The sequence below is a fragment of the Trabulsiella guamensis ATCC 49490 genome (genome assembly GCF_000734965.1).
GTDB lineage: Bacteria > Pseudomonadota > Gammaproteobacteria > Enterobacterales > Enterobacteriaceae > Trabulsiella > Trabulsiella guamensis.
Map to the genome: position 1 here is coordinate 14867 of NZ_JMTB01000112.1, position 12247 is coordinate 27113.

General features: G+C 55.7%; 13 protein-coding genes. 7 read left to right on the top strand and 6 right to left on the bottom strand.

Going from position 1 to position 12247, the window contains the following annotated elements:
* The first annotated feature begins 111 nt into the window (after positions 1-111).
* From lldP to trmL, 4 genes are read left to right on the top strand one after another with little or no spacing between them, the layout of a single operon-like run.
* A complete protein-coding gene (gene lldP, locus GTGU_RS19245) occupies positions 112-1767 on the top strand; it encodes an L-lactate permease (protein ID WP_038161008.1) in 1656 nt (551 codons plus the stop codon).
* Positions 1764-2534, top strand: coding sequence for a transcriptional regulator LldR (gene lldR, locus GTGU_RS19250; protein WP_038161010.1), 771 nt, complete (start codon positions 1764-1766; stop codon positions 2532-2534). The genes lldP and lldR overlap by 4 nt, the downstream gene beginning before the upstream one ends.
* Positions 2535-2536: 2 nt before the next feature.
* Entirely contained in the window at positions 2537-3724 is a 1188-nt protein-coding gene (gene lldD / locus GTGU_RS19255; protein ID WP_038161011.1) for an FMN-dependent L-lactate dehydrogenase LldD, read from the top strand.
* A gap of 44 nt (positions 3725-3768) precedes the next feature.
* Entirely contained in the window at positions 3769-4242 is a 474-nt protein-coding gene (trmL, locus tag GTGU_RS19260; protein WP_038161013.1) for a tRNA (uridine(34)/cytosine(34)/5-carboxymethylaminomethyluridine(34)-2'-O)-methyltransferase TrmL, read from the top strand.
* Here the strand turns inward: trmL and cysE are convergent.
* The 5 genes from cysE to GTGU_RS19285 all read right to left on the bottom strand — a co-directional run bounded on the left by cysE (position 4239) and on the right by GTGU_RS19285 (position 7353).
* Positions 4239-5060, bottom strand: coding sequence for a serine O-acetyltransferase (cysE, locus tag GTGU_RS19265; protein WP_038161014.1), 822 nt, complete (start codon positions 5058-5060; stop codon positions 4239-4241). The genes trmL and cysE overlap by 4 nt on opposite strands.
* Before the next feature lie 77 nt (positions 5061-5137).
* On the bottom strand, positions 5138-6157 hold the full coding sequence (gene gpsA, locus GTGU_RS19270; RefSeq protein WP_038161016.1) for an NAD(P)H-dependent glycerol-3-phosphate dehydrogenase: 1020 nt from the start codon (positions 6155-6157) through the stop codon (positions 5138-5140).
* A complete protein-coding gene (gene secB, locus GTGU_RS19275) occupies positions 6157-6624 on the bottom strand; it encodes a protein-export chaperone SecB (RefSeq protein ID WP_038161018.1) in 468 nt (155 codons plus the stop codon). Before secB ends, gpsA begins: the two co-directional genes overlap by 1 nt.
* A 34-nt stretch (positions 6625-6658) precedes the next feature.
* Positions 6659-6910 carry a glutaredoxin 3 gene (gene grxC / locus GTGU_RS19280; RefSeq protein ID WP_038161020.1) on the bottom strand — a complete coding sequence of 84 codons (252 nt, stop codon included), beginning with the start codon at positions 6908-6910 and terminating at the stop codon, positions 6659-6661.
* A gap of 11 nt (positions 6911-6921) precedes the next feature.
* Entirely contained in the window at positions 6922-7353 is a 432-nt protein-coding gene (locus tag GTGU_RS19285; protein WP_038161021.1) for a rhodanese-like domain-containing protein, read from the bottom strand.
* A gap of 237 nt (positions 7354-7590) precedes the next feature.
* On the opposite strand from GTGU_RS19285, the gene gpmM reads away from it, so the two are divergent.
* Genes gpmM through GTGU_RS19300 form a run of 3 tightly spaced genes read left to right on the top strand, consistent with a single transcriptional unit; the run spans position 7591 to position 11346 of the window.
* Positions 7591-9138, top strand: a complete 1548-nt coding sequence (gene gpmM, locus GTGU_RS19290) for a 2,3-bisphosphoglycerate-independent phosphoglycerate mutase (protein WP_038161024.1) — start codon at positions 7591-7593, stop codon at positions 9136-9138.
* Positions 9139-9147: 9 nt separating this feature from the next.
* Entirely contained in the window at positions 9148-10419 is a 1272-nt protein-coding gene (gene envC / locus GTGU_RS19295; protein WP_038161027.1) for a murein hydrolase activator EnvC, read from the top strand.
* A gap of 3 nt (positions 10420-10422) precedes the next feature.
* Positions 10423-11346, top strand: a complete 924-nt coding sequence (locus tag GTGU_RS19300) for a divergent polysaccharide deacetylase family protein (protein WP_038161031.1) — start codon at positions 10423-10425, stop codon at positions 11344-11346.
* Here GTGU_RS19300 and GTGU_RS19305 read toward each other — a convergent pair.
* Positions 11343-12140, bottom strand: a complete 798-nt coding sequence (locus tag GTGU_RS19305; protein WP_038161034.1) for a glycosyltransferase family 2 protein — start codon at positions 12138-12140, stop codon at positions 11343-11345. The two genes, GTGU_RS19300 and GTGU_RS19305, sit on opposite strands and share 4 nt — an antisense overlap.
* Positions 12141-12247 lie beyond the last annotated feature (107 nt).

Genomic DNA, 12247 nt, shown 5'->3' on the forward strand with positions numbered 1-12247 from the left:
TTGTCATTATCCCTACAACAGACAACTGGAAGGGCCACTTTTACAAACATCGCAACGCTGATAATGGGCGCAGACTCACAGCGGTTTTGTTCCGGCCCCCTGGAGACCTGCATGAATCTCTGGCAACAAAATTATGACCCGGCCGGGAATCTCTGGCTGTCGAGCCTGGTGGCTTCGCTGCCGATCCTGTTCTTCTTTTTCGCCCTGATTAAGCTCAAGCTGAAGGGTTACGCCGCAGCAAGCTGGACGGTCGGTATCGCGCTGCTGGTGGCGCTGTTATTCTACAAAATGCCGGTTGATCACGCGCTGGCGTCCGTCGTCTATGGCTTCTTCTATGGCCTGTGGCCGATCGCGTGGATCATCATCGCCGCGGTGTTCGTCTACAAAATTTCGGTGAGAACCGGGCAGTTCGACATCATCCGGTCATCAATACTGTCAATTACGCCGGACCAGCGTTTACAGATGCTGATCGTCGGCTTCTCTTTCGGCGCGTTTCTCGAAGGCGCGGCAGGATTTGGCGCGCCGGTGGCGATCACCGCCGCGCTGCTGGTCGGCCTTGGTTTTAATCCGCTCTATGCCGCAGGTCTCTGTCTCATCGTTAACACTGCGCCGGTCGCCTTTGGCGCGATGGGCATCCCGATTCTGGTCGCCGGGCAGGTGACCGGGCTTGACAGCTTTGAAATCGGCCAGATGGTCGGTCGCCAGTTGCCATTCCTGACCATCATTGTGCTGTTCTGGATTATGGCCATCATGGACGGCTGGCGCGGTATCAAAGAGACCTGGCCTGCAGTGATGGTGGCAGGCGGTTCGTTCGCCATTGCGCAATACCTCAGCTCAAATTTTATCGGCCCGGAACTGCCGGACATCATCTCCTCACTGGTGTCGCTGGTATGCCTGACGCTGTTCCTGAAACGCTGGCAGCCAGTGCGCATTTTCCGCTTTGCCGATATGGGCGCATCGCTGGTGGACCAGACCCTGGCACGCACCCATTACTCCGCAGGACAGGTGGTCCGCGCCTGGTCACCGTTCCTGTTCCTGACGGCCACGGTAACGCTGTGGAGCGTTCCACCCTTCAAAGCGCTGTTTGCGCCAGGCGGTGCGTTGTATCACTGGGTCGTGAACATTTCCGTACCGTTCCTCGATAAACTGGTCGCCCGCATGCCGCCCGTGGTTCACGACGCCACACCGTACGCGGCGGTATATAAATTCGACTGGTTCTCAGCCACTGGCACCGCCATTCTGTTTGCGGCGATCCTGTCGGTTATCTGGCTGCGCATGAAGCCTAAAGACGCTGTGGCGACATTCGGCACGACACTGAAAGAGCTGGCGCTGCCCATTTATTCGATCGGTATGGTGCTGGCGTTCGCCTTTATTTCGAACTATTCCGGCCTCTCGTCGACGCTGGCTCTGGCGCTGGCGCATACCGGCAATGCCTTTACCTTTTTCTCACCATTCCTCGGCTGGCTGGGCGTGTTCCTGACCGGCTCGGATACCTCGTCGAACGCGCTGTTTGCCGCGCTGCAGGCCACGGCCGCGCAGCAGATTGGCGTCTCCGACGTGCTGATGGTGGCCGCCAATACCACCGGCGGCGTAACCGGCAAGATGATCTCCCCGCAGTCTATTGCCATCGCCTGTGCGGCGGTTGGTCTGGTGGGGAAAGAGTCTGACCTGTTCCGCTTTACCGTAAAACACAGCCTGATTTTCACCTGCATGGTGGGCGTGATCACCACGCTTCAGGCGTATGTCTTAACCTGGATGATTCCATGATAGTGATGCCCCGGCGTCTTGCAGACGAGGTTGCCGATCGTGTGCGGGCGCTGATTGAAGAACAACAGCTGGAGGCGGGCATGCGTTTGCCCGCCGAACGTCAACTGGCCTTGCAACTCGGCGTGTCGCGCAATTCTCTGCGTGAGGCGCTGGCGAAACTGGTGACGGAGGGGGTGCTGCTCAGCCGCCGCGGCGGCGGGACGTTCGTCCGCTGGCAGCATGAGTCCTGGTCCGAGCACAATATTGTGCAGCCGTTGAAAACGCTGATGGCGGATGATCCCGATTACAGCTTTGACATTCTCGAAGCCCGCCACGCCATCGAAACCAGCACCGCCTGGCACGCCGCGCTCCGCGCCACTGACGCTGACAAAGAAAAAATCCGTCTCTGTTTTGACGCCACGCTGAGCGAAGATCCCGATATCGCCTCTCAGGCGGATGTCCGTTTTCACCTCGCCATCGCCGAAGCCTCGCACAACGTTGTGCTGCTGCAGACCATGCGTGGTTTTTTTGACGTGCTGCAGTCGTCTGTCAAACAGAGCCGTCAGCGGATGTATCTCGTGCCACCGGTCTTTGCAAAGCTGACGGAGCAGCATCAGGCCGTGCTGGACGCCATTGTCGCCGGAGATGCCGAAGGGGCACGTCAGGCGATGATGGCGCACTTAGGATTCGTCCATACCACCATTAAACGTTTTGATGAAGATCAGGCCCGCCAGGCGCGAATCACCCGCCTGCCCGGTGACCCGACCGCGTTTTCCAGGGAGAAGTAAGCATGATTATTTCAGCAGCAAGCGACTATCGGGCAGCAGCACAGCGCATCCTGCCGCCATTCCTGTTCCACTACATCGACGGCGGCGCCTACGCGGAATATACCCTTCGTCGTAACGTGGAAGATCTGTCGCAAGTGGCGCTTCGCCAGCGAGTGCTCAAAAATATGTCCGACCTGAGTCTCGACACCACGCTGTTTAACGAAAAGCTGTCGATGCCGGTTGCGCTTGGCCCGGTCGGGCTGTGCGGTATGTATGCCCGCCGGGGCGAAGTACAGGCCGCCGGAGCCGCCGATGATAAAGGCATTCCGTTTACGCTCTCTACCGTGTCAGTCTGTCCTATCGAAGAAGTGACCCCGACCCTCAAACGCCCGATGTGGTTCCAGTTATATGTGTTGCGCGACCGCGGGTTTATGCGTAATGCGCTGGAGCGCGCCAAAGCATCGGGTTGTTCCACGCTGGTGTTTACCGTCGACATGCCAACGCCTGGCGCCCGTTACCGCGATGCTCATTCCGGAATGAGTGGCGCGAACGCCGCAATGCGTCGCTACTGGCAGGCCATCACCCATCCGCAATGGGCATGGGATGTGGGCCTCAACGGACGCCCGCATGATCTGGGGAATATCTCCGCGTATCTCGGCAAACCCACCGGGCTGGAGGATTACATCGGCTGGCTGGCGAATAATTTCGATCCTTCCATTTCCTGGAAAGACCTGGAGTGGATCCGCGAATTCTGGGACGGTCCGATGGTCATCAAGGGGATCCTTGATCCGGAAGATGCGCGCGATGCAGTACGTTTTGGCGCTGACGGGATTGTGGTCTCCAACCACGGTGGTCGCCAGCTTGACGGCGTACTCTCGTCTGCGCGCGCCCTGCCCGCCATCGCCGATGCGGTGAAAGGCGACATCACGATTCTTGCCGACAGCGGCATTCGCAACGGGCTCGATGTGGTACGCATGATTGCGCTGGGTGCTGACAGCGTACTACTGGGTCGTGCGTATCTCTATGCGCTGGCAACTCATGGCCGTAAAGGTGTGGCTAACCTGCTTGATTTGATTGAAAAAGAGATGAAGGTAGCGATGACCCTGACCGGTGCGAAAACCATTCATGAGATTAGCCGCGAATCGCTGGTACAGGAAGAGGCGCACCTGAATGCGGCACTAGCCCCGCTGACGCACGGAAGCGCGGCGTAAGTGACGCAGATCTGCTATTCTGCCCCCGCTATTAAGGGGGCAGTATGTTAAATATCGTTTTATTCGAACCTGAAATCCCGCCCAATACCGGGAACATCATCCGTCTGTGCGCCAATACCGGCTTTCGTCTGCATATCATCGAGCCGATGGGCTTTGCCTGGGACGACAAACGCCTGCGTCGCGCGGGGCTGGATTATCACGAATTTACTGCCGTCACCCGCCATGCGGATTACGCCGCGTTTCTCGACGCCGTAAAACCCCAGCGTCTGTTTGCCCTGACCACCAAAGGCACGCCCGCCCACAGCGCCGTCAGCTATCAGGACGGGGATTTTCTGATGTTTGGCCCGGAAACACGCGGACTACCAGCGATGATTCTGGATGCGCTGCCGCCGGAGCAAAAAATACGCATACCGATGATGCCGGACAGCCGCAGCATGAACTTATCGAATGCGGTGTCGGTAGTGGTGTATGAAGCCTGGCGCCAACTGGGATATCCTGGCGCCGTGCTCAGAAGTTAGATGCCGTCGCCATACTCGAAAGTATGGTGAATGCCGTTGAAGTGTTGATCCATATCCATCGACGGTTTATCGCTGTCAGGTTTACCGACGATGCGCGCCGGTACGCCTGCAGCGGTGGTATGCGGCGGAACCGGCTGTAGCACGACGGAACCGGCACCAATTTTCGCACCACGCCCGACCTCGATGTTGCCGAGAATTTTCGCACCAGCGCCAATCATCACCCCTTCACGGATCTTCGGATGACGGTCACCGCTGGTTTTTCCGGTACCGCCGAGAGTGACTGATTGCAGAATAGAGACGTCGTTTTCGATGACCGCTGTCTCACCAACGACAATGCCGGTGGCGTGGTCAAGCATAATGCCACGACCAATTTGCGCCGCCGGATGAATATCAACCTGAAAGGTCACGGATACCTGGTTTTGCAGGAAAATCGCCAGCGCGCGACGGCCCTGATTCCACAGCCAGTGACCAATGCGATACGCCTGCAGTGCGTGGAAACCTTTCAGATACAGAAGCGGTGTAGAGTATTTATCTACCGCCGGGTCGCGAGTACGCACCGCCTGAATATCACAGGCCGCAGAGGCAATCATTTCCGGATCAGCAGCGTATGCCTCTTCCACCACTTCGCGGATTGCGATGGCGGGCATAATCGGCGATGCCAGCTTGTTCGCCAGCATGTAGCTTAACGCGCTGCCGAGATTTTCGTGCTTGAGGAGCGTCGCGTGATAAAAACTGGCAAGCATAGGCTCACAGTCAGCCAGCGCCCGGGCTTCGGCTTTGATGTTGTTCCAGACAATTTCCAGTTCTTCACACGACATTGCATACTCCAGACGATATCATGACGACCGGCCAGTTCTGCGCTGGCCGGGTCGTTAGGGGACAAAGTTCCTTGCGACTAATGGCTGCTACGCTCATCCTTGCGTGCGCGACCTAATAAGGTCAATGCTGCCTCGCGCGCGTTTTTTCCGCAATACAATACCTGATAAATTTCCTCGGTTATTGGCATTTCCACACCAAAACGGTGTGCCAGTGCACGCACTTCCTTGGTATTACGGTAGCCTTCAACCACCTGGCCGATGCTGTCCTGCGCGCTTTGCACATCCATGCCTTTGCCGAGCATCATGCCAAAACGGCGGTTTCGGGACTGGTTGTCGGTACAGGTCAGCACCAGATCGCCAAGCCCGGCCATGCCCATGAATGTGGCTGGATCAGCGCCCAGCGCTGCGCCCAGACGGGACATTTCAGTCAACCCACGGGTAATGAGCGCTGTACGCGCGTTGGCGCCAAAGCCAATGCCGTCAGACATTCCGGCACCGATAGCAATCACGTTTTTCACCGCGCCGCCCAACTGGACGCCGATGAAATCCGGGTTGATGTAGACGCGGAAACTTTTGCCGCAATGCAGCAACTGCTGCAAATCGTCAGCGAAGACAGGGTCAGTAGAAGCCAGTGAAATTGCTGTTGGCAGACCTGCCGCCAGCTCTTTGGCAAACGTCGGGCCGGAGATAACCGCCAGCGGGATCGCATCCCCCAATACGTCACGCGCCACATCCTGCAACAGACGCCCGGTTTCGGCTTCCAGCCCTTTTGTAGCCCAGACCAGCCGTGCATCGGGGCGCATAAAGGGTTTGAGTTGCTGCAGGACGTCGCCGAACACATGACTTGGCACCACAACCAGAATATCGCGACTGGCAGCCAGCGCTGCGGTCAACGAGCTTTCCAGGCGAAGCGTATCAGGGAAAGGAACATCCGGGAGAAAGGCAGCGTTGCAACGATCATGCTGTAACGTGGCGATGTGTTTCGGGTCATGGCCCCACAACACAACGTTATGGCCATTGCGTGCCAGCGTGATGGCAAGAGCGGTGCCGTAGGAGCCGGCACCGATGACAGTCATTGAAGCGTTAGCGGCGTTCATCAGGCATCCTGATGCGGTTGTTCGCCTTCGCCAGCCTGTTGCTGCAGATAACTCATGAACAGCGCATCAAAGTTGACCGGCGCCAGGTTTAGCTGCGGGAACGTACCGCGGGAAACCAGGCTAGTGATGCATTCACGCGCGTACGGGAACAGGATGTTCGGGCAGTATGCACCCAGGCAGTGCGCCATCTGGTTGCCTTCGATACCCTCGATGGAGAAGATACCTGCCTGCTGTACTTCGCACAGGAACGCCGTTTCTTCATTCAGAGACGCCGTTACGGTAACGCGCAGAACCACTTCGAAAACGCCTTCCGCCAGCTGGCTGGACGCGGTATCCAGATCCAGTTTGACTTCTGGCTGCCAGTCTTTCTGGAATACGTGCGGCGCGTTCGGCGCTTCGTATGACACATCCTTCGTATAAATACGCTGGATCTGGAAATTCATTTCTGCGGTATTTTGTTCTGACATGTGAAAACCCTTAGTGTTGTGTCCTTAAATAGCGTCAGCGGAGCAGAGGATCAAGTCCACCACGCGCGTCCAGCGCATACAAGTCATCACAGCCGCCAATGTGCTGTGCATCAATAAAAATCTGCGGAACCGTGGTACGGCCACTACGCTTAATCATCTCTTCACGCTTCACCGCATCGCCGTCGATAGGCAGTTCCTGAAACGTCACCCCTTTGCTGTTCAGCAGCGCTTTGGCGCGATGGCAGAACGGGCAGGTAGCTTTAGTATAGATCTCGATATTGGCCATAACGTCGCTCCTTACTTACCTTTAACCAGAGGCAGGTTTTCACCGCTCCAGCCTGCGATACCTTCTTTCAGTACAAACACTTTTTCGAAACCGGCTTTGGCGAGATCGCCCGCAGGTGACTGCGCCTGCAGTCCGGATCCGTCAACCACAATAATGGGTTGAGATTTGTGTTTTTCCAGTTCGCCTACGTTATTTGCTTTAATTTCGCTCGGCAGCAGGTTGATGGAACCTGCAATGTGGCCTTTACGGAAATCATCGCGCTGGCGTAAATCCACCACGACGGCGTCTTCTTTGTTAATCAGACGCGTTGCTTCGCCACGGGTAATAACCTTAACTTTAGACATTAACCCTTTGAAGGTGGTGAACAGGACGGCCACCAGTAACGCAACCCACGCGATACACAGTATGGGGTTGCGACTTACAAATTGCATAATTTCTTGCATGGGGGGTAACGACTCCCGACTGAGTGATTAAAAAACCAGGAAAGGAGTATACCTGCGCGTTAGCCCGTGAGCATTAGCTATTCGCTTTTCTGCGGCACAGAACGAGAAAAATTGCTGAAATGCACACCGACCGACATCACACTCCACCGTTTTCTTTGATCTTCTGTGGCTATTTGATCGATTCAGCTGTAGTAAAATTACGCAAAATTTTCGTCTTTTGAGCATGAGGTTGTCGCAATGTCGGTTTCAAAAAAACCTATGGTTCTGGTTATTCTTGATGGTTATGGCTACCGTGAAGACCAGCAGGATAACGCTATTTACTCCGCTAAAACCCCTGTCATGGACGCGCTGTGGGCAAAACGTCCGCATACGCTGATCGACGCGTCTGGCCTGGAAGTTGGTCTGCCGGATCGCCAGATGGGCAACTCCGAAGTGGGTCACGTTAACCTCGGTGCTGGCCGCATCGTGTATCAGGATCTGACTCGCCTTGATGTCGAAATCAAAGACCGTAAATTCTTTACTAACCCGGTGCTGAACGCAGCGGTTGATAAAGCCACTGCCGCAGGCAAAGCCGTGCACATCATGGGTCTGCTTTCTGCAGGCGGCGTGCACAGCCATGAAGACCATATTATGGCGATGGTAGAACTGGCCGCAGAGCGCGGTGCAGAAAAAATTTACCTGCACGCATTCCTCGACGGTCGCGACACTCCGCCGCGCAGCGCGAAAGCGTCCCTGCAGGCATTTGAAGAGAAGTTTGCCGCCCTCGGTAAAGGCCGCGTGGCGTCGATCATTGGTCGCTACTACGCGATGGATCGTGATAACCGCTGGGATCGCGTCGAGCAGGCGTATGACCTGCTGACTCAGGCGAAAGGCGAGTTCCGGACTGACACCGCAGTGGCGGGCCTTGAAGCCGCTTATGCCCGTGATGAAAACGATGAATTCGTCAAAGCCACCGTCGTTCGCGCCGCCGGTCAGGCAGATGCCGCGATGCAGGATGGCGATGCGCTGATTTTCATGAATTTCCGCGCTGACCGTGCCCGTGAAATCACCCGCGCGTTCGTGAATGCTGACTTCGACGGCTTCGCCCGTAAGAAAGTGGTGAAACTGGCTGATTTCGTCATGCTGACCGAATATGCCGCGGATATCAAAGCCGCCTGCGCATATCCGCCAGCGTCGCTGACCAATACTTTCGGCGAATGGATGGCGAAAAACGACAAAACGCAGCTGCGTATCTCTGAAACAGAGAAATACGCACACGTGACCTTCTTCTTTAACGGTGGCGTTGAAGAGCCGTTTGCCGGTGAAGACAGGATTCTGATTAACTCGCCGAAAGTGGCGACTTACGATCTGCAGCCGGAAATGAGCTCCGCTGAGCTGACGGAAAAACTGGTCGGTGCCATCAAGAGTGGCAAATACGACACTATCATTTGTAACTACCCGAACGGCGACATGGTCGGTCATACCGGGGTGTTTGAAGCGGCGGTTCACGCGGTTGAAGCGCTGGATCACTGCATTGACGAAGTGACCCACGCGGTGGAAGCCGTTGGCGGTCAGTTGCTGATCACCGCCGATCACGGTAACGCTGAACAGATGCGTGATCCGTCAACCGGTCAGGCGCACACCGCGCATACCAACCTGCCGGTTCCGCTGATTTACGTCGGGCCAAAAACGGTGAAAGCCGTTGAAGGCGGTAAACTTTCCGACATCGCGCCGACCATGTTGACGCTGATGGGAATGGAAATCCCGCAAGAGATGACTGGTAAGGCGCTGTTCATCGTGGAATAATCCTTTCCCATGAGGGGAAAGGCGACTTATTCAATGACATGGACCGCAGCCGCCGTCCGGTCTGTACTTTACGCCAGCGCACTCAGCGCTGGCGTATTGCTGTGCGCCGCATCCGCCCAGGCAGATGATCGCGATCAACTGAAATCCATTCAGGCCGATATCGCCGCCAAAGAGCGCGCGGTACGCCAGCAACAGCAACAACGCGCCTCATTGCTCGCTCAGCTTAAAACCCAGGAAGAAGCCATTTCCGCCGCCGCGCGCGCCCTGCGTGAAACGCAAAACACCCTCGCCCAGCTCAATAAACAAATTGATGCAATGAATGCCTCCATCGCGAAACTGGAGAAGCAAAAAGCGCAGCAGGAACGCAATCTGGCGGCCCAACTGGACGCCGCGTTTCGTCAGGGTCAGCATACCGGCATTCAGCTCATTCTGAGCGGCGAAGAGAGTCAGCGCGGTCAGCGTTTGCAGGCCTATTTTGGCTATCTCAACCAGGCGCGTCAGGAAACCATCGGTCAACTGAAGCAGACGCGTGAAGAGGTTGCTACACAGAAGGCGGAGCTGGAAGAGAAACAGAGCCAGCAACAGACCCTGCTTTATGAGCAAAAAGCGCAGCAGGCGAAGCTGGAGCAGGCGCGAAACGAACGTAAGAAAACGCTTTCCAGACTGGAATCTTCTATTCAGGAAGGTCAACAGCAGTTAAGCGAACTGCGGGCGAACGAATCCCGTATGCGTAGCCGCATCGCGCAAGCGGAAGCCGCCGCCAGAGCACGGGCGGAACGCGAAGCCCGTGAGGCGCAGGCCGTGCGTGATCGTCAACAGGAGGCCTCCCGCAAAGGCACCACCTATAAACCGACCGAGAGCGAGCGCTCGCTAATGTCGCGCACCGGCGGTCTTGGTTCGCCACGCGGCCAGGCATTCTGGCCGGTTCGTGGTCCCACGCTCCATCGTTATGGCGAACCGCTGCAGGGTGAGCTACGTTGGAAAGGGATGGTTATCGGCGCATCGGAAGGGACGGAAGTCAAAGCCATCGCCGATGGGCGCGTAATTCTTGCCGACTGGCTGCAGGGCTATGGTCTGGTCGTGGTAGTTGAGCACGGTAAAGGCGACATGAGCCTGTACGGCTACAACCAGAGCGCGCTGGTCAGTGTCGGCACGCAGGTGCGCGCGGGTCAGCCGATTGCCCTCGTAGGCAGCAGTGGGGGTCAGGGTCGACCGTCGCTCTATTTCGAAATTCGCCGCCAGGGTCAGGCGGTCAATCCACAGCCGTGGTTGGGAAGATAAGTTTTGCTTCAATTTCGTCGTATTGTTTTCTCCATCGCCGGGTTACTGACGATGGCCGCCCCGGCGTTCGCCGGAAAACTCGCCATCGTCATTGACGATTTTGGCTACCGCCCGCAAACCGAAAATCAGGTGCTGGCACTCCCCGCCGCACTTTCAGTGGCTGTTCTGCCCAACGCGCCTCACGCCCGTGAAATGGCGACCAAAGCCCATAACAGTGGTCATGAAGTGCTGATTCATCTGCCGATGGCGCCGCTCAGCAAACAGCCGCTGGAAAAAGACACGCTGCGCCCGGACATGAACAGCGATGAGATCGATCGCATCATCCGTGAAGCGGTCAACAACGTGCCTTTCGCCGTAGGTCTGAATAACCATATGGGCAGTGCGATGACCTCAAATCTGTTCGGTATGGAAAAGGTGATGCAGTCGCTGAGCCGTTACAATCTTTATTTCCTCGACAGCATGACCATCGGCAACAGCCAGGCGCTGCGCGCTTCCACCGGTACTGGTGTGAAGGTGATTAAGCGTAAAGTGTTCCTGGATGACACACAAAACGAGGCGGACATTCGCTATCAGTTCAACCGTGCGGTTCAGCTGGCGCGGCGTAACGGCTCCGCTATCGCCATCGGTCATCCGCATCCGTCTACCGTGCGGGTTTTGCAGCAGATGATTTACAGTCTGCCGCCAGACATCACGCTGGTGCGCCCGAGCAGTCTGCTCAATGAGCCGCAGGTCGATACCTCCACACCACAGAAAAATAGCCAGCCGCCGCGCAACCCGTTCCGGGGCGTGAAGCTGTGCAAAGCGAAAAAGCCGCCTGAACCAGTTTACGCAACACGCTTCTTTACGGTGATTGGCGAAAGCATCAGCCAGAGCACACTGGTGCAGTACTATCAGCACCAGTGGCAAGGCTGGGGCAAAAAAGATTAAACAGTATGAGAATCCGTGTGCTTATCGGCCACGGATTTTTTATTGTCCTGATACTGATACCAGGCTTTGAAATATTTAAGGAAGCTGTATAACGTAGCATAAAGTCCGGTTACGGCGCCGACTTTTCCTTGCCGCCAGGCGCCACTAAACAGATACCATTTAAAAAATGCACCAATGGCGCTAATGATTCCCCGCGCAATAGAGGGTCGGACTTTCTGATATTTCACCAGTCGCGTGGTATAGCTGTTCAGTTTACTAAAGACTTCATGCAACGAATAAAACGTGTCGTGTCTGACATGACCGGGAATAGTATACGTCTGCCCGGTGCCTTCCACTTTATCGTCAACAGGACGCAGATTAAACCGTGCATGATTCCGGTTAAATAAGCGCACCGGAAAATCAGGGGAAGAGATAGGGTAGATGGTTCGCGTTTGCTCGCCCAGCACGTACCAGTATCGGGAGATGCGCCAGCCGTACTCTGGCGGCGGCGTTTCGCCTGCTTTTAAGGTCTGAATGAATTCAACTGTTGGCTCATCGAAAATTTCATCACTGTCGACGCATAACACCCAGTCATTTGACGAATGTTTTATCGCCACATTCATTTGTTCGCCGTGCATACTATATGGATTATAAATTGGTGTTAATCCATATCCCTCACAAATATTTATTGTTTTATCGGTACTGCCCGAATCAATCACCACAAATTCATCCGCAATTGTGATTAATGGCGGAATGACTTTATGCAGCAAGCGTTCAGAATTATACGTCAGCAAGCAAACGGTCAATTTAAACATGTCTATCCCACGATAATAATCTGACACCTAAAAGCAGTGCCGGTGAATTTTACCTACATGTGTATGACAGAAAAATATGAGATCTCACACTTTCAGCGAGATTGTTT